Consider the following 25,502-nt stretch of genomic DNA (forward strand, 5'->3'; position numbering starts at 1 on the left):
TTCACCTTTTTTTTTCCATTAAATCGTATTGAAATGACCACATTAACAGACACTCATTTTTTTCAGCGTTATCGCTCGAATATCTTATATATCAGCCTGATCTTCTTTATCTTGCTCAGCATTCCTTATGACCCTAATCTTTTTAAGGGTACATCATTCGGAGAGTTGTTTTCACCGGAGAACTGGTTTGCACTGGCTACTTATCGTACGTCTTTTATCCCCGAAAGCTCCTTGGTCGGGACCGATGTGCGTGGCTACTACAATTGGGCGATTGCCCTCGGGCTAGCACTGTTGGTCTTTTTGGTCTTTGGGCGACAATTGAAGCAAGGTCTCCAAGCTGATGATGATGCCTTATTCTATTGGCTCCGTGTCCTGTTGCGCTACCGCCTGGCACTGGCAATGACTTTCATCGGTCTTGTGAAAATAATTCCGATACAATTGCCTGAACCGACCATCAGTGAATTACATACGGAATACGGCGATTTTCTGCTCTGGAAACTCTATTACCTGACCAATGGCATTGCGACCGCAGGTTATCTGCCGGTGATCGGAGCCCTGGAAATTGTGGGCGGGCTCTTTTTACTCAACCGCCGCACAGCAGTCATTGGCGCAGGGTTGCTACTGGCGGTATTGCTCAATGTGGTGATCGTCAACTATGTGTATGAGATCGGAGAGCAAGTATACAGCTCTTTCCTACTGCTATTGGCGATCGTTATTTTCGCTTATGACTGGCCCCGTTTTTACCGTCTGCTGATCCAAAAGACAGCCACTATTCCCGACGGTTTTTGGCCGGTATACGGGCGCAGGATCGCCATCATCCGTCCTTATCTCCAGGTTTTGTTGTTGCTCCTGATCGCTGTATTTAGTGTGCAGGCTTACTTGAGCTGGAAGAATTCGGATTATCCATTCCCCGATGAAAAAGGTCTGGCAGGTGCTGCCGGTGTATACGACGTGAAAGATTTTGTATGGAAGGGGGATACACTGCCATATTCACTGACCGATAGGATCCGTTGGAAGGATGTGGTTTTCGAAAAGTGGAATACCATTAGCATTCGTGGAAACCAGCCTGTAAAAGTGGATAGCCTTAAACCTCGGATCGCCTTTAATAGGGAACGCAATTACGAGTATCTGGGCAATGGCGGCCGTGAATTCTTTGGCTATAGCCTGAAAAAAGGTGGCGAAAAACAGCCGACAGTCATTGAGCTCGTCGGAAAGATCAACCAAGACCATACTTTTTCATTTGTCGTAAACCGGCCGGACAAACGGACGCTGCTGCTCGAAGGAACAAATCAGTCCGGAGACACACTGCAGGTACGGCTTGAAAAAGTGAACAAAAAATATCTGCTGCATGAAGGCCGTAGAAAACCAATCCGTATTTATTAACCGATTCAAATTTAGATTAAGCTTATGGTAACTATTCAACATATTGAGGGAACCCTCACAACTAAAGAAGACAGGGACTGGAAGTACTGGGAAAAAGTAGGTTTTCGGTTTACATTTATTTTTTTTATTCTCATGGTCATTCCCTTGGATTGGGACTGGTATGAGAAGGTGTTTGTCCCTGATTCATTGTATGATTTTATGGCCTCTGTAGCTGGGGGATCTCGAACGGGCTGGATTGAAATTGATACCGAAAGTGGCAAGTGGGGCTTTGCATCCTACACCTCCTGGTGGCTCAATGGCCTGATCGCTGTACTCGGCGCTGCTATTTGGACCATATTGGCGCGAAATAGCAAAGTAAAGCAGTATGATGTGCTTTACTACTGGCTACGGGTATTGGTACGTTATCGTATTGCGTTGGGACTGATTGCATTTGGTTTTATCAAATTCTTTCCCATGCAGATGCCTTTTCCATCACTTGCCAATCTGAATACAGACTTTGGTGAATATGCACCTTTTAAACTGTACTGGCAGATTGTCGGTGTTTCCTATAAGTATGAGATCTTCTTAGGTGTTTTGGAGATCACCGCCGGAAGCCTGCTCTTCTTTCGGCCTACGGTGGTGATAGGGGCTATTATCAATGCCGGCGTACTGTTTAACATCGCCCATGCCAATTTGGCTTACGATGGTGCCGTGCATGTATACAGTTCATACTTTGTATTGCTTTCTTTGTTTTTGTCGCTGCAATATTTTCCCGCGATCTGGAAGCTCTTTATCCTGCGCGAGCCAGTCAGCAGCTACTATTATGTTCCCAGGTTTTTGCGGAAATGGAACAATCCGCTGTACCTGGGAATTAAGGCTACGATTGTCGTGCTGTTCATCTTTGTATACGGTTATTTTAGGTACGAACGATTCTACGATGAAGGTCGCCTGAAGGAACCGGTGCTGCCCGGTTTGACACAGGCAGCAGGGCATTATGAGGTTTCGAGCTTTCTGTTAAACGGAAAAGTTATTCCTTATTCGCCCGAAGATTCGGTGCGCTGGCACGAAGCCTTTTTTGAGCGCTACTCGACACTGGTATATAAGGTCAATAAGGCTAATCCGATCGATCTGGGCAATGGTACCCCTGCCTTGAACGATGTACTTAAAACTTATGAGTTTACAGGTAGGGCCGGCGGAAAGAGCTATTTGTATTACGAAATAGACTCCAATGAACATACACTTTACCTCATTGATAAAAATCAAAAATTCAGCAAGGACCTAAGAAACCTATTGGATGAAAAATTGGATGTAGGTCTTAAAGCGCTGTACGGAAAAGCACAGGGTGATAGCCTGCATATCCTGAAATGGGCTTATGAGCGGCCAAGCAGGGAACGGATCAAGCTCAAAGGCTTGGATACTGAAGGGAACAACGTTGAAATCACCCTTGACCGTATCAAAGAATCCTATCTCACCGGTAAGGAATGGTATATGAAAAATACACTCTTTACATATTAATTGATTTAAAGGAAGTACTATCATGAATAGAAGATTATTTATTCACCGTTCAGCGATCCTGTTTACGCTTGCTTCAGCCGGGCAGGGGGCGTCCTGTTTTGGGAATACCGATAAACAAGAGCTTGGCTATACCATTAAGCAATTTGAAGATGAGGGCCTAGTCCAATTCTCCTATGCAATCTTGGCCGACAGGAAAATTGTACTTGTGGATCCTGCCCGCGATCCAGCTCCTTATTACGCTTACGCGAAGGAGCAGGGGGCAAAAATTATAGCGGTGGTAGAAACCCATTCGCATGCTGATTTTGTGAGTTCCCATCTGGAAATTCATCAGGATCAGAACGTACCTGTGTATGTAAGCAAATTGCTGCAAGCAACTTATCCGCACCAAACGTTTGATGATGGCGACACGTTAAAGATCTCTGATCATATTGTACTGCATGCAATCAATACACCGGGACATTCAGCCGATAGCATTTCGGTGTTGCTAAAAGATAGGGGTAACGATGTCGCTATCTTTTCTGGCGATGCGGTGCTGATCGGTGGGGTTGGGAGGCCCGACTTGCGGGAATATTCCGGCCAACAGGCTTCACAGCGTGAAAAGCTGGCGCGCCAGCTTTTCCATACGGTCAACAACAGCTATTTAAAGCTTGCTGATCATGTGCTACTCTATCCAGCGCATGGAGGGGGCTCATTCTGTGGAAATGCGATAAAGGACCTGAAGCAAAGTACGATTGGCGCAGAAAGAAAACAGAATTTTGCCTTTCAGAAACGATCGGAAGAAGAATTTGTACAGCTGATTTTGAGCGACCGATCGCCCATCCCTGTATATTTTCCTTACAATGTAGCACTGAACCGCAAGGGAGCTGCTGCACTGCACACTAGCTTGTCGGGAATCCCCATTATTGCTGCAAGTATGGCGAAAGTTTTAGAAAGTAAAGTAGTAGATACACGTAAGGCTGCACAATTCAGACAATCCCACTTTCCGAAGGCCATTAATATTCCCGAGCGCAGCAAATCTGAGTCCTGGATCGGGACTTTCATAGCACCACAAGAAAGTTTCTATCTAGTTGCTGACACGAAACAGGAAGTGCAGTTACAACTTGAGAAGCTCGCAAAAATCGGTTACGAACAGTTTGTAAAAGCGGCTGTCATCTATGGTGATTACAAAGGACAGAAGTCAGCAACATTTGATCAGGCAGCATTTGACCGGAATCAGACGGATTATTTTATTGTGGATGTGCGAACGGTAGCGGAGGCAAAGGCAGAACCGGTATTTAAAGAGGCACACAATATTCCACTAGCTGAATTAACGCAACATATTGCCGAACTCCCCTTGGATAAGATCATTGTTGTTCATTGTGCCTCGGGCTACCGCTCGGCAATAGCCAGCAGCCTGATCAATGAATCGGCTCCCGGAACCCGCGTATGGGATGTGGGAGAACATATCAAAGAATACAAGCAATCGAAGAACTAACAAAAAATACAATGAAAACCCGTTACAAGATGAAAGATTTAAAATTAATTGGAAGCATGCTCTTTGCGATCATCGTACTGTTGAATGTAACTAACTGTCAATCCAGACACGACACAAAGGATGCTGTAAAGAATAGTCATCTGCTGCTAAAAAAAGAAGATGCTGTCCGTTTTAAGCATGAACTTGAAAGCTTGAATAATACGAATAAAGTTGCGGTACATATTTCGGATAGCGCACGGATTGTCTATGCAACTGAACAGGAAGTCCTTAAACTCGAAAATGGTATTGTTCTTTTTGGCTGGCCAAGTTGCCCTTGGTTGCGCAATGCAATTGAGCCTTTATTGGAATTTGCCGAGGAGGAAAAACTAGCGATTTACTATCTCAATATTCATGACATCCGGGATCTTAAAGAGAAGGATAAGGAAGGGAAAGTCGTCACGACCAAAGCTGGGAGTCCGGGCTATGAGGCTATCCTAAACAAGTTTCACGCTGTTCTAAATCCTTATAATGGGCTGGGCATTGATTCCATTAAGCGAATATCCTCACCGACAGTATTATTTATTGAAAAAGGAAAAGGGGTACACAAAGTCGTTTCTACGGTAGTCTCCCAGACCGATCCGAAAATTAAGTTGGACAGTACGCAGCGTCAGGAGCTGAAACAACGGTATCGGGAGTATTTTGAGAACGAGCATATTAGTGAAGAAGATATTAAAAACTAATAACATATATATGAAAAAATTAATCAATCTCGGACTTTTAGCATTTGTTTTAACGACATTTACCGTGGCATGTGGATCAGCAGGTAAAAAAAAGGACCATGACAAAACGCAATCAGATTCAACCTCATCAAAGCGTTCAAAAAAAGATCAGCCTAATACAGGTTGTGATTAGTAGGGGTTAAAACACAATTTATGCGAAAATTTGATGCAATTATTATTGGCTCCGGACCAAATGGTCTGGCGGCTGCAATCACCTTTCAGCAGCAAGGACTTAGTACCTTGCTGATTGAAGGTGCTGATACAATTGGCGGCGGTATGCGGACAAAAGAGCTCACGCTGCCAGGCTTTAAGCACGATGTCTGTTCGGCGATTCATCCCATGGCCATGGCTTCTCCATTTTTCAGAAGTCTGCCACTGGATGCATTTGGCCTATCCTTTGTCAAACCTAGGTATGCTGCTGCACATCCCCTGTTAAGTGGGGAGACGGGCATCCTTTATCATAGCCTGCTCGAAACAATAAAGGGTTTGGGGGCGGATGGGGAGCGTTATCGTCAGCTGGTTGAAAAGGTCATTATTCATTGGGATGAGCTTGCGACCGACATTATGGGGCCACTATTGTTGCCGAAACATCCCCTTCAGCTGGCGGCTTTTGGCCTCGATGCGCTGCAGCCCGCAAGCTGGACTGCAGGACGTTTTTCCACGGCATCAGCGAAGGCCCTTTGGGCCGGGATGGCAGCACATGGTATCCAGCCATTGACCAATTGGACAACTTCTGCTATTGCAATTGTGCTATCCGCTGTGGGTAATAAATACGGCTGGCAGATTCCTGTGGGTGGCTCCCAATCCATTGCGAATGCACTGCTGCAGTATTATCAATCTCTAGGCGGGGAATTGCAAACCAATTGCTGGGTGGACGACCTCCGCGAACTTCCTTACTACAAGGTACTGCTGTGCGATATGACACCCAAGCAGTTGCTGCGACTCAAAGGGGTGGAGTTCTCTGCTCATTATCGCAAGCGACTTGAGCGCTATCGGCAGGGGATGGGCGTCTTTAAAGTAGACTGGGCTTTGTCCGAAAAGACACCTTTTAAAGACCTACGCTGTCAGGAGGCAGCTACTGTACATTTGGGGAACACCTATGCTGAAATTGCTGAAACTGAAAAACAGGGCCATTTGGGCCGGCAAGTCGATAGGCCTTTTGTCTTGTTTTCGCAGCAGAGTGCCTTCGATCCCAGCCGGGCGCCAGATGGGAAGCATACCGGCTGGGCATACTGCCATGTCCCGAATGGGAGCACACATGATTATACCGAAGCAATCGAAAATCAGATTGAACGTTTTGCACCCGGATTTAAAGACACGATCATGGCGAAGCACACCTTATCTCCGGCGCAGCTTGAACAATACAATCCCAATTACATTGGTGGTGACATCAATGGTGGAATAATGGATATTACACAGTTGTATAGCCGACCGATCCTGGCATTGAACCCTTATCGTACAGCCGTGGAAAATATGTATATCTGCTCGTCGTCAACACCTCCAGGTGGCGGTGTGCATGGGATGAGTGGTTATCACGCCGCACGGACGGCCCTCAAAGAACATTTTGGTATTGTGGTGAATCGCTAATTTCCTGCATAGCTGATTTAATAAATGCTTCGTATGCAAATGGGTCAAGTCTGCTATTCTCTACCTCGCATACCCGTTTTATATCCCATGTGAGGTTTTTATTTTTGAATCAAATTCAAACAGATATGCATTAAGGTGGATATTCAATTGATTTTTAAACAATCGATTGCACCGCTTTTATTTTTTTTTACTTAATTAAATCTCCTATATTTCAGCAAAGAAATTTTTTTATAAACCATACCTTGTCTTCTCCACTTCATTAAGAACATGTGTTTAAAGTGCGTACAGGCAATTGACCGAAGGAGGGGAGGCGATATCTTATGAGCGCATAGTAGTCTTGGAAGCACGATTACTTCCTAATTTATACAAAATATGAGATTTAAGTTATTTTTAATTGCATTAACGCTGATAACTGCGGAAGAGGGATTCGCACAAAAAAAAGAACCTAAGTCGCAGGATTGGCTAATCAGTGGAACTGCAGCATATCAATCCCGCATTGCGGTCGATGACCAGAACATTGTATTGGAGAATGGGCTTGTACGCCGCTCCTTCTGGGTTAGACCGAATGCCTTTTGCTACGATTTTACCAACTTAATCACAGAACAGCAGCTCATTCGTGCCGTACAGCCGGAAGCGTTGCTGCAGCTCAACGGCAAATGGTATAATGTCGGCGGGGTGGATGGGCAAAAGGAGCGCGCTTACCTGCGACCGGAATGGATGCCCACATTTACGACAAAACCCGAAGATTTTAGTTATGTCAAGCATGAGATCAGTGATCTGGACCCGCTGCTGCCCTGGAAGGGAGATAAGTGGTGGTCAACACACAAGGTTGCCGGAAAAGGGAAGGTGCTGACCTTTACCTATGCCGCTCCGGCTGCCGTCCCATTATCTGGAATTGAAGTAAAAGTGCATTACGCCATCTATGACGGGATCCCGCTGATCAGTAAATGGGTAACCGTGAAGAATACGGGCAACCAGACGGTGCAGATCAACCAGGTGATCAACGAGAAGTTGGCGCTGGTCGAAGAGGAAAGTGCCGTGGTGGGTTCGGTCGATGACATGAAGAAACAGCATGGCCTTTACGTCGAAAGTAATTTTGCGTTTAACAATGCTATGCGTTATCACCTGAGTGATCAGTCCTTACACTGGAAGGCAGATTCGACCTACACCTCACAGGTGAATTACGACCTAAAAACGCCGGCGATCATGGAGGTTTACCCCACTGTGGGTGTGGGTACTAAGCTGGCTCCAAAGGACAGCTTCAGTTCGATCCGATCCTGGGAGCTACTGATGGATAGTTACGATCGCGAACGACGTGGCCTGGCTATTCGCAAAATGTATCGGACCATTGCACCTTGGACAACGGCCAATCCGATCTTTATGCACCTGGTCAGCAAAAAGGATGAGCAGGTTTACACGGCCATTGACCAGTGCGCCGCTACGGGATACGAAGCGCTGATCCTCAGTTTCGGTAGCCATGTGAATATGGAGGATACGACGGCCGGGAACCTTGCCGCACTGAAGAAAATAGCAGATTATGCACATCGTAAAAATATTAAAATAGGTGCCTATTCCTTGTTTAGCTCCCGCAAGATCAGTGAAGCAGATGATATCATCAATCCGAAGACGGGAAAAACAGGTGGCACGTTTTTCGGTAATGCCCCTTGTTTCGGTTCCAACTGGGGGATCGGTTATGCTCAACGGATCAAGACATTTTTTGAAAAAACTGGATTTGATATCTGGGAGAATGATGGCCCTTTTCCGGGCGATCAGTGTGCCTCGACAAACCATCCCGGTCATCACGGACTGGAGGATAGCCAATGGGTACAATTTAATATGCAAAAAGAACTTTATCACTGGCTCAATGCCCGTGGGATTTATATAAATTCTCCTGATTGGTATTTTCTGGATGGTTCCAACAAGACTGGAATCGGCTATCGCGAAGTCAATTTTTCATTACCGCGAGAAAACCAACGCATACTTAATCGACAAAATATATTTGATGCGCTTTGGGAGCAGAACCCATCCATGGGATGGGGATTTGTCCCATTGACAGCTTATCAGGGCGGCGGAAAAGAGGCGGTCCTTGAACCGTTAAATGAGCATCTGGAGGATTACAGGCAGTTGATGATGCAGTATTATGGTGCTGGCATACAAGCTTGTTACCGCGGTCCGCGGCTCTACGATACCGAGCAGACCAAGCAGACGGTGATCGATGTGATCCAATGGTATAAAAAATACCGCAACATCCTTAACGCTGATCTGATTCATTTACGCCGTGCTGATGGTCGTGACTGGGATGGTTTTTTGCATGTCAATGCGACGGCGGCAGGGATCAAAGGATTGGGCATGTTGTTCAACCCCTTGAAAACGCCGATTACGCGTACAGTGGTGTTACCGCTTTACTATACGGGTTTGTCGGGCTCCGCAAAAATGACTTTTGATGATAAAACCGTAAAAAACGCGTCCCTGGATCCACTTGCTAAAACGGCAGTCACCATAACCATACCGGCCGAAAGTTACCGTTGGTTTACCGTAGAGTAGATAGCGCTTATTGCCTCATTCGTTTTTTAGGCTGCAGGAGCCCACTAATTTAGGGGGCTTCTTTGCTTTTCCAGGCAGCTGGTACAGACCGGATACTGGCGTGATAAAAAAATGATTTTTTCATCTTTATCAATTTGTTTCTTAGTTGTATCCATAAACTTGTTTACGCATTAAATTGGCTTTATCTTAAAGGGGAGACCTGCGTCAGGTATTTTTCACGCTATTTATCGTGATCTGAGTATTTTTACGTGATTTATAGCTGTTACATTGTTTTTCAGTTTTTTATCTACATCTTTATTTCGTTATAAACGTGAAATTTGAGTCCATTACACAACCTTCCTGAAGAAACCTTGATTCTTTTATTGAAGAAAAAGAACCAACAGGCCTTTAGTTATCTATACGATAACTATGCGGATGCGCTGTATGGGGTGGTGTGTCGTATCGTAGCTTCCACTGAACATGCCGAGGAAGTGATTCAGGATGTATTTGTGAAAATCTGGAAACATGTCGATCTTTTTGATGCCGAAAAAGGCAGGTTATACACCTGGATGATCAATATTGCACGTAACACGGCGCTGGATTACCGCAAATCCAAGGGCGTGGTCAACGAAATGAAAAACCAACCGCTCTCAAATATCGTAAATACAAAGGAAGAACAGGATCAGAGCCAGAGCGAGCAACATACGAAAGCAGATTTTATTGGATTCAGAAATATTTTGGATAAATTAAAGCCTGAATGTCGTATCTTGATCGAGATGGCCTACTATGAAGGATATACGCAACAGGAAATTGCCGAACAGCTTGATGTTCCTTTGGGTACCGTAAAAACACGGACCAAAGCTGCATTTTTACAGTTAAAACAATTATTAAAGGACTATCGTTAATTTTGGATATCGCAGCTTACATATCGTCAGGGATTATTGAATCGTACGTTTTGGGGCTTGCTTCCGAAGAGGAAGTTAGCATCTTGAACTGTATTCGAAAAAATAATGTCGAAGTGGAACAAGCGATCGCCGAGGCCGAAAAAGCACTCGAGGGATTAGCCGATATCCAGGCGATGGCGATGCCTGCTGCCTTAAAACAGGATATCTGGAATAGGCTTGAAGCTGAAAATCAGATTGTGAAGGACGATCAGCCAGACAGTCTGCCGACGGAGGAAGCTATATCCGATGATGCTGTTGTCCAACCGCCGATGCTGAACGATGAAGAGGAGCCTAAGCGGATCGTGCCGGCTAGGTCCTATGGCTGGGCCATAGCTGCCAGCCTACTGTTTTTACTCAGTGCCGGCGTAAATTTATTCTTCTATCAGCAGCAACAGGACAGCAAAGCAACATTGGCCAAAACAACTGCTGCGCTGGATTCACAGCAGGCTACACTAGCTGTTTTACAAGACAAATGGAGTCTGGTACAAAATCCGGCCATAAAAACTATACCGTTAAAAGGAGTTGAAAACAAACCTGATCTGCATGCACTCGTATTTTGGGATCAGGCATCAAAAGCGGTATACCTCAGTCTTGAACAGATGCCTGCGGTTCCGAAGGGCAAGCAGTACCAACTGTGGGCGATGGTCGACGGCAAGCCTGTCAGCGCAGGTGTATTCCCCTTGAACGCCAAAGAAGAAATGGCCAGTAAAATGCTGGATGTTGCCAAGGCTCAGGCATTTGCCATTACACTTGAAGATGAGGGGGGGAAAGATGTGCCCACGCTTACTGAACTCTGTGTGATGGGCAGCATCTAAAAAAACTATTTTTTAACCAATAATGGCAAATATTTTTCGTAGCCTTCAGCTTTCATTTTTTCTTTGGGTATAAACTTGAGCGAAGCGCTGTTGATGCAGTAGCGGAGACCTCCTTTGTCTGCCGGTCCATCGTCAAATACGTGTCCTAGATGCGCATCGCCTGTCTTGCTTCGCACTTCAGTACGCCGCATGCCAAAAGAATTATCGGACACTTCCGCTATCAAGCTGTCGCTGATTGGTTTGGAAAAACTTGGCCACCCACAGCCTGACTCAAATTTATCGGTAGAAACGAACAGGGGTTCTCCGGTAGTGATATCCACGTAAATACCTTCTCTAAATTCATCGTTGTATTCGTTGGCGAAGGCGCGCTCGGTCGCATTGTTTTGCGTCACGTCGTATTGCAATGGGGTAAGCTCCTTTTTCAGAATTTCCTTGTCTACCTTTTTGTAGCTCATGGAAGGAGCAGAGGTCACTTTTGTTGTGTCTGGATTTGCCTTTCGGGCCAATTCAAATAAATCTGCACCAATGTGACAGTAGCCACCCGGATTTTTGTCGAGGTATTTTTGATGGTAAGATTCAGCATCGTAGTAGTTCTGCAATGGTTCCAATTCCACCACAATCTGCGCCGGGTATTGTTTCGCCAGCTCTGCCAGACGCTCCTTGATCACGGGCACGTCGGCCGCATTGCTGTAGTAGATACCGGTACGGTATTGTGTTCCGATATCATTGCCCTGTCTGTTGAGCGATGTGGGATCTATTGTTTTCAGAAATAGGTCTACCAGCAATTTGAGGTCTATGACCTGTGGATCGTAGCTTACCTTGACCGTTTCGGCGAAGCCTGTTTTCCCGGTGGATACCTGGGTATAGGTGGGATTCTGTAAATTGCCGTTGGCGTAGCCGACTTCTGTGGCGGTAACTCCACGTACTTGCTTGAAGAAGTGCTCGGTCCCCCAAAAGCAACCTCCTGCGAAATAGATGACCTGATCTTTGTCTTTTATCGTATCCATAGTATGTTGTTTAGCTGATTTTAATCCTGTGGTTTTCTGTGCTTTCTGTGAAAAGCCGAACTTGCTGACAATGAATAGACCTATGCCTAAAGCCAGCAGTACAATTAACTGTTTCATATGACCTCCCGTTTTACCCCCTTATCTTTTTAGCTGAGCATATTGATTTTAATTCGCATTGAATGGCGCGAAATAATTTTACTGTTGCTCTTTCTATCGATACAAACACTATACCTTTTCCATGGTTTCTGACTTAGAAATGCTGACGATAGCTGCGGGTGCAATCCTTTTTACACTGGGCAGACAAAGGTTGTTTGTCGAATATGGCTAAACTGACAAAAGGGCGGTAACAAAAATCAATACAGCAGCTTGTCGAATCTAAACATGAAGTTTTCAGAAACATTAGTTTGGCAGCTTTTTTGTATCGATAAAAATTTTATCAGTAGCTTTTTCTCTTTTTGCAAGTGAAAATATTCAAGCTTCCGAATTTTTATACGACATAAACGATTTATTCAACATCATATGAAAACCATAGTAAAGACTTTTTTCTTTTTATCACTAGCTATCTTACTGTTGGCTAGTTGTAGCCATAAGCCAGAAATCCACTTTGTGGATAAAGATGGCAATATTCATCTCCTATCCCGTGAGGGAGAGCGGACAGCCAGCGCTGGTTTGCAAAAAATCATCGCCCATGGACTTGATACTGTAATAACGGTCGATGGAACCGGCCATCAAAAGATATGGACAGCAGCGGATGTCAACGGCATTGACACGACCAAAATTCGCTATTATCTAAAAAAGAAAAATGGCGACAACATCAATATCTATACGCCACTGGAGGATCCTCAGGATTTACTGGATAATCAGGGGTAAACATCTATTTCGATAATTCTTCGCTAGTCGACAAATTGCAAATCAATTGCATTCTTTGTCATCTCCCGGCTCCGGAGTAGCCAAGAGATAACCGCTTGGGGTGAGTCCTGTTTGTCTTTTAAAAAAATGACAGAAGCTGGACTCATCCCCAAAACCGCATCTTATTGTGCTCATTTTGATCGACTGGTTTTGACGGAGACAATATTTAGCTTTTTTCAGCAGTTCTTGATTCCGATATTTCATAATTGCGATTCCAAATCGTTCTTTATGAAGATAACTTAAGTAGCTTGGCCGAATATTTAGGGTATCGGCAATGTCTTTGATCCTCAGCAGATCATCACTTTCGGCGATGCGTTTGGAAATGAGCAGACGAGCTTGTTGCACCATCAGATCAGGGCCGCACAACTGCCCTCTGGCTATTAATACTTTATCTTTGCAAAGATAAAGTAGATCCTCAATTTTTTGTAAGATGCTGATCTTTGGAATAAGTGGTTTATTACCAAGTTTGATAGTAAGATCGCGAAGAATTCGCCGGGTGTGCTCTGAAGCTATAAAACCGATGCTAGCTTTATATTGTGGGGGCTTTATTTTATTGATAGCAATGATTTCGGTCAAAAATCCAAATTCGGCTAATTCACCACATTGAAGTAGGTCGACAGGCAAGGTAAATCCCTGTATATGATATCTTCCGGGCTCAAAATATAAGTTGATGATAGTCTCCGGAACATAGAGGAATACACCCTGTTGTGGGGGGAACAGATACTCCTCACAGCCCTGGTACTGGCAATATCGAACGGCTTTACGCCCTTCCGTGTGGTAGAGCAAATGTGTTTGGGGATTGTGGATTTGAAAATTGATCGCTGTGCGTGTAGCTGCTTCAATGGTATAGCTATAACTTTCCAGATTGCCGATACTTAGATATTCTTCAAATATTCTTATGCTACTGTTGTAAAACAGTCGCTTACGACTACCTGGTAGTCTTTGCTTTATGGATTTTGTCAGCATACTTTCCGCTTGTAAACACATATTTGTTTGTATCAAATGAAATGATTTTGACTGCATACAACTATTGATTTTTTTGAAAAATTTCGGGTTAACTAGGAAAATTGGTTTGTTGTAAGAATTAAACTTATGGACAAATAAAATAAAGTATACGTGGCAAAGCAAACGAATTAATAATAAAAAGTTGGAATCAGTAAATTTTTACGGAAAGTGTAATAGTTGAACAAATATATAATTAAAAGAAATTTTGTAAATTTGGGTTGGCGGTAATTTTGTCTTTGATTCTAATGACGCGAATCAATATTCGCTCTACAGCGACTCAACCTATATTATACGGTCAAATTCGGTAAAAACCAATAATTAATAAAATGCCAATATCTGTCTGAAAAATTTCAATGTATTATAAAGATATTCTTATGTTTTACTTTTCTTATGAAATAAAATAATGAATAAAGCTGAAGAAAGAACAGAAACAGTTACAGGTGAAAAAAAGATGCTAATGCCTCCAGATAACGGATCAAACATACAGAAAAGACCTTCTTTTTTTCAAACGGATAATGAATTCTCTCTGGAGCCTTTGGTGACTCTTTGGAAAAGAGAACGGGACTGTTCGGCATTAATGGAATATATTTTGCGCAGAAGCGACAAGTCTGAGCTGTATAATCAAAAAAAGATAAAATGCCTTCAGGCCGTGATTGTTGTGAAAGGTCCACGTAAATCAGATGTATATATGAAAGACGGTACTATCTGCTATATAGAGGTTACTACAAAAGTGTTGATGTCCAATCCTTGGTTAGTAAAAGTCAGCGCAACAGTCTACTTAAATATGCTGTATTTTAGGGTATATTTACATCGTCCTGAAGAGCTCAAACTTAATTCTCAAATAAAGAAAAAATTAAAATGCTTGTTGCCTGATGAGAAACTCAAAAAAATGATGACGCCTTCACGTGACCTCAAGAATAACTTAAAATTGTTTTGGAAAATGTTAAAAACGATCGAAGAAGAAAGGTTAAATGATGAGTTTGATTTAATTTGACAGGATATTCATGCAAATTGTAAATATTGAAGCTTGTATCTGAATAGTTTGAAGTGTGTCTGATCTTGAATTTGATGCCTCAAAATGTCGTATAGTTGAATAGAAATGAAATGGCCCACAAACAATTTCGTTATACTGCGAGGTTTAATATCCACTATAACATTTTTTGTCTACTGATTCTAGCTATAAAATGCATTAACGTTTTAGTCTCATTTTTTTCCTGTATTATTTGTGCTATTTTTACTCCTAAAAAAATGAAAAATTTTTAAATTAGGGCGTTAAATCTAAACCAAATATCAATTCAGCAAATTAAGTACTGCTAGGTTTGTCCGCTTCTTGTTCACCAATTTTGATACTATTTCATATTGTCTTGAAGCATAAAACAAACTGATTAAAACTAAACTCTATGATGAATCCTGTACAATTCCGTCTTATCACATTCGTGTTGTTCACCGTGTTAGGGACAGCTATATCCAAAGCACAGTTGTTAGCCGACTTTACATTGCCTACACCTTGGACGGAGCAAGTATTGACGGCTGAAATTCCATTGCCAGAATATCCACGTCCACAGCTGAAACGCAAGGAATGGCAGAATCTCAACGGCTTATGGGATTATATGGGAGGGAGTAACCTTAAAGATCCAAGAATGGCTGAAATTGCACCGGTTTTTCCAAAAAATCCCGAACAGATCCGGGTACCTTTTGTACCTGAATCAGAGCTTTCCGGGATTGCCAGAAGTGGTGAGCAATTTTTATGGTATAGAAGAAATGTTCAGATTCCGGCGGCCTGGAAAGGTAAACGCGTTTTATTGCATTTCGGCGCGGTAGATCAATATGCCGTAATATTTGTAAATGGAAAAAAAGCTGGCGAGCATATCGGTGGTTATAGTGCCTTTAGTATTGATATTTCCGATTTTTTAAAATCGGGGAATAATAGTCTTGTGGTAGGCGCCTATGACCCAAATGATGGCAAGAGCCCTTCGGGAAAGAACGGGGATAAAGGTGATTATACCTTTAGTTCGGGAATTTGGCAAACGGTGTGGATGGAGCCGGTACAGCAAAACTATGTAAGCTTGCTTAAGCTGATTCCCGACCTGAAAAATAACAGATTAGAGATTACTGCATTTACTCCGGAAAATGGCCTGACGATCGTTGCAACGGCGAGCGACGAAAAGCAGCAGGTCGCTAAAGCGGAGGGAAGAGCTGATGAATCTTTTTTTCTTCCGGTGAGTAATCCCCATGTATGGAGTCCGGATGATCCTTTTCTGTATCAATTGCATATAGAACTGAAAGATAGGGCGGGGCGTATAGTAGATCAGGTGGACTCTTACTTCGCGATGCGTTCTATTGGTATTGAGAAAGTGGAGGGGGTAAACAGAACCTTGTTAAACGGAAAGTTTCAGTTCCAGATTGGTGTGCTGGATCAGGGTTATTGGCCTGATGGCATCTTTACAGCACCGACAGAAGCGGCTTTATTGTATGATATCCAACTAGCCAAAAACGCAGGTTTTAATGTTATCCGGAAACATATCAAAGTGGAACCGATGCGCTGGTATTATCATTGTGACCGTCTAGGATTAATGGTATGGCAGGATATGCCAAATTTGTGGTATCCCGACGACAACGATTCTATTGCTGTGCGCAAGCAGTTCAGGACGGAACTGAAACAGATGATGGATCAGCTGATCAGTGTGCCTTCGATTGTGACTTGGGTGCCGTTTAATGAAAATTGGGGTGCCTTTGAGGTGTCAGATATCACCAACTGGGCCAAGGAATACGATCCATCGAGATTGGTCAATGGTAATTCAGGATTTAATTATGCTCCAGGATACCGTCCGGCACAGGGCGATCCCGGTAATGGAGATTTTGTAGATATGCATCACTATGGCAAAATGGAGGATAAAGCATTTCCGAAACCCGATGACCATCGGGCTGCGTCCTTGGGTGAATTTGGTGGAAAAGGTCTTTTTGTACGTAATCACATGTGGCCCGTACAAAATAATGCCTACGAAATATTGATCAATAAGGAGACGCTGACAGATACTTACGTCTATCTGCTTAATGAAATTGAGCAACGTATGATATATAAAGGCTTAAGTGCTGCTATCTATACACAAACTACCGATGTGGAACATGAAATCAATGGCCTGGTGACCTATGATCGTCAGGTCGAAAAAATGGATCTGAAAAAAGTAAAATGGATAAACGAGGAAATCATACAAAGCAGCAAGAAGATTGGAGCAAAAAAGAAGAAAATAAGCTCGATTTCGAGGGTTTATCCAGTAGAATAGAAAAAATACACTAGAAAAAATACATCCATACGGATCGGATTTAATCCTTAAATTTACAGTAATGGTAATTGACTATAAGAAATACGAATTGTTTGGCAAGCCGCTGATTCAGAAAATTGATCTATCAGCACCCTTTAAATATGACTTTCCGGTCGCCGAGCAAGCTTGTTTTCTATATGTTTTGGAAGGGGAGTTTCAGTTTCAGCAAAATGATGAGCAAATCAGCTTTCCAACGAATTATGCACTGTTGCTTAATTGTATAAGCTCCGGAAAACAGATCTATAATGCCCAGTCAGATCGGCATTGTCGGGTCGTTATTGTTACGTTTCATCCCGATATTTTAAAGCGCATTTATGAACGTGAGCTGCCCGCATTGTTGCAAAACCCCAAACATATAATTTCAAATCAATCAAATGAGAAAATAGGCAATGATTTCTTGGTTCAAAGGTACGTGGAAGGTTTGCTCTTCTATTTTGATAATCCCACGTTGGTGAATGAGGATATTTTGGTACTAAAATTAAAGGAAATCATCTTGTTGCTGGCGCAGTCACCAAACGCAGACGTAATTCAATTGATTCTGTCCCAATTATTTTCACCAACAAGCTATTCGTTCAAGCAGATTATTGAGGCCAATTTATTTTCACAACTGACAATAGAACAACTTGCTGAACAAAATAATCTAAGCATATCTTCTTTTAAACGGGAGTTTACTAAGTTATACAATGATACACCAGCCAGTTATATCAGAAACAAAAAACTGGAAAAGGCTGCTGAACTGCTCGCTCTATCTAATGAGCGCGTGGGTGATATCGCGTTCAATTGTGGTTTCAATGATTTGGCGACTTTCACCAAAAGTTTTAACGATAAGTACCATCTGAGCCCAACGGCTTACCGTCAACAACGGGGAGTAAAGTAAGCAATAAGAAGCCGTAACGATTTATAATTACTCTTATGGTGATATAAGCTTCTTTTTTTTCTTATTTATAATAGCATTTCTAAAGAGCAAAGAAGTGCTATTTTTTTGAACCAAAATCTCAAATAGTTGAACCAAATCCCAAAGTTATTTCGATCATTTCAACGCAAATTTGTAATGATCCTTTCGGCATATTGTTTAGCTCCGTTTTTGAGTGTTAACAAAGGCGTTAGGTACATGGCGGTTTCGGAAGGGCCGCTTTATTCATTCGTGTATCAACTAATAAAGAAAAAATGGGTTTATCAAATTTAGGATTTTTTCACACCATTATTGGAATTTCAGCTATCTTAGCAGCATTAGTAGGTTTTATCAGGTACGGGAAAATCAATTTAGCCGTATTGTCCGGCAAAATATATTTCTATGCGACCGCGCTTACCTCATTAACGGCTCTGGGGATTTCAAAACAGGGCGGCTTTAATGCCGGACATGTATTTTCATTATTTATTCTTCTTTTGATTGTGGTTTCTTTTTATCTCTTTTTGGACAAAAAGGGAAATCAAAAAGTTAGGTATATCGAGAACTTCTTATTGTCTTTTAGTTTTTTTCTATCACTCGTGCCGACAATTAATGAGACGTTTACGAGAATACCGCTTGGGCATCCCTTGGCGAGTGATAGTAAAGATCCGATAATCGGGCATACACTCCTGGTTCTATTCGTGCTTTTTTTCATTGGATCCATTCTTCAATTTATCATGCAAAAAAGGAGCAATGCGGCGGCTTCTTCGATCGATATCAAAGGGTAGTCGTTTGCAGCGAGCAGATGCCTAAATTGATTTTTGGGCAACCTGGTGCAGTCCTTGCCGTAGGGAATTCCGTATTGCATTTTGTTAGATCCTGATGGGATTGTTCGCTGGGAAGGTTTTCTAACGTTAGACGGGCATGAACTTACGGAGGCCGTACTTACGAATATCATACAAAAATATAGTAAAAAGTAAACATATTGAAAGGTCTATTTAGATATATCCGTTGATCATTATGGTTCTGCTGGAGGAATTTAATAAAAAATCGGGAGGTGAATTAATCTTTGAGGAAAAGCGGCAGTCATAGTATAAAATAATCTATGTCATATGATGAAATATATCGTTGCTTTCTTTCTCGTTCAGTTGTTAGGCTTCAATTTGTATGCACAGTATCGCCATTCCTCCAATGCCGGAAGAATTACAGTTGTGTCCGATAGCCAACCCTTTGTGCTGTCGTTAAATGGGCTGGTTTATAATGATCGTCCGGAATTGCAGGTAACCATAACCGGTCTTTCGGATCAGTTGTATAGCATAAGTACAGCAATCGAAGGAAGAAGCGCGCGAAACATTGAGCGGACAGAAATCGCCGTACGTAATGAGAATGGAGACTTTGTGGAGATGATCTTTAAAATCGGAAGTCCAGGACGTACACGAGGTCGTGGACAGTACCTGAATTTGTTTGCACAGATCCCAATTAATATGTCTTCGATAGAAAATGTCCGTGGATTGGCTTATGCTTATGGCAGGCCAGGTAGACCGATTCAATTAGAGGTGGATTCAGATTTGGGTATTTCTCCGATAAACTCTATTACTCCGATAAGTAAAGCGGAATTGGATAGACTGTTTAGTTTGATGAATAAAGAACCCTTTGATGAGGCAAAGTTTAAAATCATTAACCCGATATTTTCGGAAACGACATTGCATGTTGATCAAATTAATGAGATCATGAAGCGCTTTCAGTGGGACGAGGGAAAATTGAAAGTGGCAAAAGCGGCCTATAAAAATTGTTCGGACAAACGAAACTATTCGCTGCTTTCAGGCAATTTTACTTTTCTCGGTAATAAAAATGATTTATTGAAATTTATCGAGCAGCAATTTCGAGATCAGGTGGTTGATCGTTTAGATGGAATGTAACTGCATAAATACTGAGCCAATTTTCTTTTTTTAATCTTATACCCTTATAAATTAAATTTGGATAATTGTTGATAACTTCTAACTTTGATTTATTGCACCAATTGTTTTGACATCGCTTGTGTTTACTACCTGAAAAACGGATTTCAATATGGGAAATTTATCCAATGAAGAAATAAAGGTCTATTTTGATTTGCATTATCATCGCTTATATCTTTTTGCCAAAAGTTTGGTAAATGATAGGGAGATTGCGCATGATCTTGTTCAAGATAGTTTTATGGTGTTGATACATGCCAATATGAAAACTTCGGATGCTCCCCCCGTCATCAAATCTTTTTTATATACAACCGTCAGAAATCTCGCTTTCAAAAATCTCAGAAAGCAAAAATCCACAGCGTTGTTCTTCCGTAAGGAAAAGATGGCAGAATGGGAAGATGCGGCTGTTTTTGGAAAGCTTTTTCAGGCAGAAGTTATGGCAGAGTTATACATTGCGTTGGAATCTTTACCGCAGGGCTGCAAACAAATATGTAAATTGGGCTACCTAGAAGGTTTTAAAAACCAGGAGATCGCCGATATGCTGGGTGTTAGTATCAATACGGTCAAGACACAAAAGAAGCGTGCGCTTCAACTTTTAAGGGACAAAATCTCTCCGCAGGCTTTCTCACTTCTTTGCATTTACCTTTTTCATTAAAAAAGTTTATATCCTTTTCACCCCATTTTATTCGCAATGGTACATAGTATTAAAAAACCTAAGTTATCGTATGGATAAAACTGGAGAACACCTTTATTTTGCCGGAGTTTTAGCGAAGTACATTCTGGGAGTGGCATCTGATGATGAAATCATGAAATTGAAAAGATATATGGATGAGAACCTTTCAGCAAGTGAAGCATTTACGGACCTAAGGGATACAGATCTGCTCAGCCAAGATTTCGAAGAATTGAGCGACATAGATCTTAAGCAACGCTGGGATGCCTTTGAAGAAAAAGAAGCTTCAAAATCATCTGCCCGGAGAAGGGGTTCGCCTTTGGTTATCTGGTTATCGGCCACTGCGGCCATACTTATTGCTATTGTTTGTCTATTTTTAAATCGTCCAGTCGAATCTAATACATCCATTATACCAGATCATCAATTTGGCTTTAAAAATGATGTTACTCCGGGGCATGCTGGGGCAACCCTTACGTTGGCCGATGGACGTGTCATCGAATTGGGGGCATCAGGTCAGCAGGGAAAGGTAATTGATACAGGGATGATTCATATCTCCAATGGTTCGGTTGAATTTAGGAATCAGGCAAATGCTGACGAATATAGGGGCAATCGTATTCATACACCCAAAGGGGGAACTTTTCAGACTATTCTGGCTGATGGCACTAAAATATGGTTAAACGCAAATAGTGAAATCGAATTTCCAATGCAGTTTTCTGCGAAGGAGCGGCGCATGAAGCTTCTTTCCGGGGAAGCTTTTTTTGAAGTTGCCAAGAATAAACAAAAACCATTTATTGTAGAAACACAGGGCTATGCTGTTCATGTAATTGGGACCGCATTTAATATCAATAATTATCAGGAGAACATTGTCAAAACTTTATTGACAGAAGGTAAAGTTGAGGTCATTGGTAATCAGACGCGCACAAGTTTATCTCCCGGGCAGGCAGTGATTAATAAGGGAGAATTCCTGCAGACAGAGAAGGCGGATATCAACGAAGCATTGTCCTGGCGTGATGGGTATTTTTATTTCGATGGAAAGACGCTGCCGGAAATTCTTGACGAAGTATCCAGGTGGTATGATATCAGCGTCGACTATCGGATAAGTTTGGATCAGACTAGGTATATGGGGGGCGCAAAGCGCTCGATCACCTTGGGTACTATCTGTAAGATGCTGACGGATATGTCGGAATATGCATTTGAAATCAATGGAAAGAAATTAATAGTAACAAAAAATAAAGGAGGAAAAATGAAATAAACTGACCTAAATGATGATGGTATAAAGAATCCGGAGATACGGCAAATACCTCCGGAAGTAATTCGGTATACCAAATGTGTAGTAACAAATAGTTTAATAACCTAATCAATTCAAAATTATGTATAAAATCTGGTTAAGGCAATACCCAGACGAGCCTCGTTATGGCATTAACCTTCGAAAAACAGTATTAGTCATGAAACTTTCTTTAGCGTTTTCACTTGCATTGACAGTAAGCGTTCATGCCAGTGCTCTGGGACAAAAAGTAAATCTTCAAAAGAAAAATATCAACTTAAAAGAATTGATAACCGAATTGCAGAAACAGACAAATTATCGCTTTATGTATAAAAAGGGTATTTTGGAAAAATCGTTACCGGTAAATCTTGATCTGCAAAATGCTCCACTGAGCGAGGTTCTGAAGCTTGCGTTCAAAGACCAGCCTTTTGAATATCGTATCTATGATGGGACAGTAACGATTTCGCAAACTCCGATTATTTCACAGCAGATAACTATTCGAGGGAAGGTGGTTGCGGCTGATAATCAGCCTTTGGCAGGCGTTTCGGTCAATGTGCTGGGCAAAGCGATTGCTACAGTCACAGACGACCAGGGTAATTATGAAGTTAGGGCCAGTATCGGTGATCAGCTGGAGTTTAAATACATTGGCTTTCGATCATACACTGTAGCGGTGGCTTCAACCCGGATGGCAACTGTCACTATGATTCCCGCCGGTGACAGCAAACTGGAAGAAGTAGTTGTAATAGGCTACGGAACACAGAAAAGAGCTGATCTTACTGGGGCGATCAGTTCCATCAAAGCAGAAGATCTCCCAAAAGCAGCCAGTGCCTCGGTGGAACAAATGCTAGCGGGTAAAGCAGCTGGTGTACAAGTACGGTCTACCGATGCGCAACCTGGCGGCGGGGTTGAAGTATTGATTCGGGGAGCGGCATCAACAGGAGCGGGAAATGCACCTCTCTACATCATCGACGGATTCCCGGTTACCGGTGGCGTGGACCCTGGAACAAATACCCGCTATTCAATCGGTAGTCGCAGCCCGCTCAATTCGATTAATCCCAATGATATCGAATCCATAGAGGTACTAAAGGATGCTAGCGCGACAGCGATTTATGGTGCCCGTGCGGCGAATGGTGTTATCTTGATCACCACAAAATCCGGCAAACAGGGTCGCGCTAGGGTTTCCTATGATCTGAAAACGAGTATGCAACGTGTTCAGAAACCCTGGGAAATGATGGATGCCGGTCAGTGGATGCGTGCGCGTAGTAATTATCTATATGAACTTTGGATGGTCAATAACAAAGTTGGTGTATACGGAGGTAAAGATCCCTCAACTGTACCAGCATTTACTGCCCCATATACCGAAGATGAGATTAATGCCGCGGGTAGGGGCACAAACTGGATCGATGAGGTTACTCGAAAAGGGCGTATTCAGGATCATAACCTCAGTATTAGCGGTGCCAATGATAAAACAAACTACCTCGTATCATTTAATTATTTTGGACAGGATGGTATTGTCAGGAAGAATGACTTCAATCGCTATACTGGGCGTGTAAATATCACCCAAGAGGTAAATAGTTGGCTTAAGGCGGGTGTAAGAGCCAGTGGAAGCCGTATAGATATCAATAATCCAGCCTTGGGAACCGGAGGAGCAGAGAATACCGGTGTATTGGAGTCGGCACTTAAATTTACGCCTACATTACCGGTTTATCTCACGGATGGAAGTTATTCCATTGTTCCGAACTCGACCTTCTTCCCGAATCCCGTTTCCCTGCTCGATATAAGCAATATCACCGAGCAGAATCGTTTGATGGTGCAGACCTTTGCTGAAATAGAGCCGATCAAAGACCTCAAAATACGTACACAGCTGGGATTCGACAAGCAGGATGCGGTGAACAACACCTATCTTCCGAAGTCCACGTTATATGGAGAGGCTGTGGGAGGACAAGCAACCATTGGACAGAATAATCGTTTTGATAAATTATTTAATACGACTGTGAGTTATAGAAAGCTGTTCAATGAAGTACATGACCTAAGTATGTTACTCGGTTATGAATGGCAATCCATGGGAAGCTCAGGTCATAATTTATCTAATAATAAATTTCCGACAGATGCCTTTGGCACAAGTAACATTGGTGCGGGAGAATCGGTACGTCCAGCAGTTGGGTCTTACAAGAGCATCAATGAACTTGCGTCATATTTCGGAAGGTTAAATTATAGTCTGATGGAGAAGTACCTCTTTACTTTTACCATGCGTGCCGATGGCTCAAGTCGTTTTGGAGCAGGAAATAAATTCGGATATTTCCCATCCGGTGCATTTGCCTGGAAGATTGACCGCGAACCTTTTATGTCCGACGCAAAATGGATTTCGAGTGCCAAATTGCGTCTGAGTGCTGGTCAAACGGGAAATAGCAATATCTCGGGAGCCTTTGCCTTCTATTCTTTTGGAAGCGATTACTTATTTGGAAATGCTGTTAATACGGGTACTTACCTTTCGTCTTATGCTAATCCTGGACTGAAGTGGGAAACAACAACCGAGTATAATTTCGGGTTGGATTTTGGCTTGTTCGACGAACGGATCAGCGTAACGACAGAACTATTTTCCAAAACAATATCCGACCTATTAGGTGAGAGGCAATTGAAGACTTATCTTCCTCTAGATAAGGTTGCTGCCAATCTCGGTAAAACCTCCAGTAAGGGGTTTGAGGTGACGTTGAATACGCAAAACTTAACCGGAGCCTTTCAGTGGACCAGCAGCCTGACGCTTTCTGCATACCGTGATCGCTGGAAAGAAAGAAGTCCTGATGTAGTGCTTCGATCCTATGAATCGGCAACAGATCCCATTCGGGTGCATTGGGGCTATATAACGGATGGCTTGGTGCAGCCAGGAGAAGTGATCCCTCATATGCCCGGAGCATTGCCAGGTGTACAAAAGGTGAAAGATATCAATGGCTACGACGAAAATAATAGATTGACCGGACAACCCGATGGAAAGATCAACGATGCCGATGTCGTCAAACTTGCCAATGCAGATCCCAGGCTCATCATGGGCTTTGGTAATACGTTTCGGTACAAAGGTTTTGACCTTAATATTCATGTGTATGGTATGTTCGGAACAAGGCGTAACAACGACTATATGGGGTATATAACTGAGATGAATCCCAATATTAATCGGGGGTGGAATATTCCCAATATGGTCGATCAATTTTGGTCGAGCAGCAACACTCAGGGGCAATATCCGAATCCATTTGTTGTCAATCCATTTCCGGGAGCAGGACAGTTTTTACTGCAAAAGTCTGACTTTGTCAGGGTCCGTAACATCACATTGGGCTATGATCTCAATCCACTGTTTCACAAAAAATGGTTCAATGCCTTTCGGGTATACGTAGATGCTTCGAATCCTATTGTTTTCACCAGTTTCAAAGGTATAGATCCCGAGTTTACGGGTATTTATCCACCGGCAAAATCCTTTACACTGGGACTTAGCGTTGGATTTTAATTAAATTAT

At 42.6% G+C, this 25,502-nt stretch carries 20 protein-coding genes and 1 pseudogene; 18 read left to right on the top strand and 3 right to left on the bottom strand.

Features of this window, described 5'->3' with window-relative positions:
- The first annotated feature begins 33 nt into the window (after positions 1-33).
- From HMAT_RS03530 to HMAT_RS03565, 9 genes are all read left to right on the top strand, one after another.
- A complete protein-coding gene (locus HMAT_RS03530) occupies positions 34-1,383 on the top strand; it encodes a beta-carotene 15,15'-monooxygenase (protein ID WP_158655595.1) in 1,350 nt (449 codons plus the stop codon).
- Between the two features lie 24 nt (positions 1,384-1,407).
- Positions 1,408-2,877, top strand: coding sequence for a hypothetical protein (locus HMAT_RS03535; RefSeq protein ID WP_104381417.1), 1,470 nt, complete (start codon positions 1,408-1,410; stop codon positions 2,875-2,877).
- 22 nt (positions 2,878-2,899) lie between these two features.
- Positions 2,900-4,351, top strand: coding sequence for a rhodanese-like domain-containing protein (locus tag HMAT_RS03540; protein ID WP_104381418.1), 1,452 nt, complete (start codon positions 2,900-2,902; stop codon positions 4,349-4,351).
- Between the two features lie 29 nt (positions 4,352-4,380).
- Positions 4,381-5,070 (top strand): hypothetical protein, encoded by a 690-nt coding sequence (locus tag HMAT_RS03545; protein ID WP_158655596.1) that lies wholly within the window; start codon positions 4,381-4,383, stop codon positions 5,068-5,070.
- Between the two features lie 10 nt (positions 5,071-5,080).
- Positions 5,081-5,242, top strand: coding sequence for a hypothetical protein (locus HMAT_RS26920; RefSeq protein WP_158655597.1), 162 nt, complete (start codon positions 5,081-5,083; stop codon positions 5,240-5,242).
- Positions 5,243-5,262: 20 nt separating this feature from the next.
- On the top strand, positions 5,263-6,696 hold the full coding sequence (locus tag HMAT_RS03550; RefSeq protein WP_104381420.1) for an NAD(P)/FAD-dependent oxidoreductase: 1,434 nt from the start codon (positions 5,263-5,265) through the stop codon (positions 6,694-6,696).
- 372 nt (positions 6,697-7,068) lie between these two features.
- Positions 7,069-9,240 (top strand): alpha-galactosidase, encoded by a 2,172-nt coding sequence (locus HMAT_RS03555; RefSeq protein WP_104381421.1) that lies wholly within the window; start codon positions 7,069-7,071, stop codon positions 9,238-9,240.
- Positions 9,241-9,557: 317 nt separating this feature from the next.
- On the top strand, positions 9,558-10,124 hold the full coding sequence (locus tag HMAT_RS03560) for an RNA polymerase sigma factor (protein ID WP_104381422.1): 567 nt from the start codon (positions 9,558-9,560) through the stop codon (positions 10,122-10,124).
- Positions 10,125-10,237: 113 nt separating this feature from the next.
- Positions 10,238-10,978, top strand: a complete 741-nt coding sequence (locus tag HMAT_RS03565) for an anti-sigma factor (RefSeq protein ID WP_233789097.1) — start codon at positions 10,238-10,240, stop codon at positions 10,976-10,978.
- 5 nt (positions 10,979-10,983) lie between these two features.
- Here HMAT_RS03565 and msrB read toward each other — a convergent pair whose 3' ends face one another.
- Together msrB and msrA are read right to left on the bottom strand one after the other, a co-directional pair.
- Entirely contained in the window at positions 10,984-11,433 is a 450-nt protein-coding gene (gene msrB, locus HMAT_RS27665; protein WP_199768638.1) for a peptide-methionine (R)-S-oxide reductase MsrB, read from the bottom strand.
- An 84-nt stretch (positions 11,434-11,517) separates the two neighbouring features.
- Positions 11,518-12,102 (bottom strand): annotated as a pseudogene (gene msrA / locus HMAT_RS27670) (peptide-methionine (S)-S-oxide reductase MsrA); the annotation flags it as partial.
- A 402-nt stretch (positions 12,103-12,504) separates the two neighbouring features.
- Here msrA and HMAT_RS03575 point away from each other — a divergent pair.
- Entirely contained in the window at positions 12,505-12,855 is a 351-nt protein-coding gene (locus HMAT_RS03575; RefSeq protein ID WP_104381424.1) for a hypothetical protein, read from the top strand.
- 42 nt (positions 12,856-12,897) lie between these two features.
- On the opposite strand, the gene HMAT_RS03580 is transcribed toward HMAT_RS03575, so the two are convergent.
- Positions 12,898-13,917, bottom strand: a complete 1,020-nt coding sequence (locus HMAT_RS03580; RefSeq protein WP_104381425.1) for an AraC family transcriptional regulator — start codon at positions 13,915-13,917, stop codon at positions 12,898-12,900.
- A 385-nt stretch (positions 13,918-14,302) separates the two neighbouring features.
- Between HMAT_RS03580 and HMAT_RS03585 the strand changes: the two genes are divergently transcribed.
- From HMAT_RS03585 to HMAT_RS03620, 8 genes are all read left to right on the top strand, one after another.
- Complete coding sequence (locus tag HMAT_RS03585) at positions 14,303-14,893, top strand: hypothetical protein (RefSeq protein ID WP_104381426.1); 591 nt, start codon at positions 14,303-14,305, stop codon at positions 14,891-14,893.
- Positions 14,894-15,299: 406 nt separating this feature from the next.
- The gene (locus HMAT_RS03590; protein ID WP_233789098.1) at positions 15,300-17,183 is read left to right on the top strand and encodes a glycoside hydrolase family 2 protein; all 1,884 of its coding nucleotides are present in this window, start codon (positions 15,300-15,302) and stop codon (positions 17,181-17,183) included.
- A gap of 61 nt (positions 17,184-17,244) precedes the next feature.
- Positions 17,245-18,099, top strand: coding sequence for an AraC family transcriptional regulator (locus tag HMAT_RS03595; protein WP_104381428.1), 855 nt, complete (start codon positions 17,245-17,247; stop codon positions 18,097-18,099).
- A 290-nt stretch (positions 18,100-18,389) separates the two neighbouring features.
- On the top strand, positions 18,390-18,899 hold the full coding sequence (locus tag HMAT_RS03600) for a hypothetical protein (protein ID WP_104381429.1): 510 nt from the start codon (positions 18,390-18,392) through the stop codon (positions 18,897-18,899).
- A gap of 324 nt (positions 18,900-19,223) precedes the next feature.
- Entirely contained in the window at positions 19,224-20,030 is an 807-nt protein-coding gene (locus tag HMAT_RS03605; RefSeq protein ID WP_104381430.1) for a DUF4476 domain-containing protein, read from the top strand.
- Between the two features lie 148 nt (positions 20,031-20,178).
- Positions 20,179-20,718, top strand: coding sequence for a sigma-70 family RNA polymerase sigma factor (locus HMAT_RS03610; RefSeq protein WP_104381431.1), 540 nt, complete (start codon positions 20,179-20,181; stop codon positions 20,716-20,718).
- A gap of 70 nt (positions 20,719-20,788) precedes the next feature.
- The gene (locus tag HMAT_RS03615; protein WP_104381432.1) at positions 20,789-21,985 is read left to right on the top strand and encodes a FecR family protein; all 1,197 of its coding nucleotides are present in this window, start codon (positions 20,789-20,791) and stop codon (positions 21,983-21,985) included.
- A 193-nt stretch (positions 21,986-22,178) separates the two neighbouring features.
- Positions 22,179-25,493, top strand: a complete 3,315-nt coding sequence (locus HMAT_RS03620) for a TonB-dependent receptor (protein ID WP_158655598.1) — start codon at positions 22,179-22,181, stop codon at positions 25,491-25,493.
- Positions 25,494-25,502: the final 9 nt, after the last annotated feature.

This window comes from Sphingobacterium sp. HMA12 (assembly GCF_002933815.1).
Taxonomy (GTDB): domain Bacteria; phylum Bacteroidota; class Bacteroidia; order Sphingobacteriales; family Sphingobacteriaceae; genus Sphingobacterium.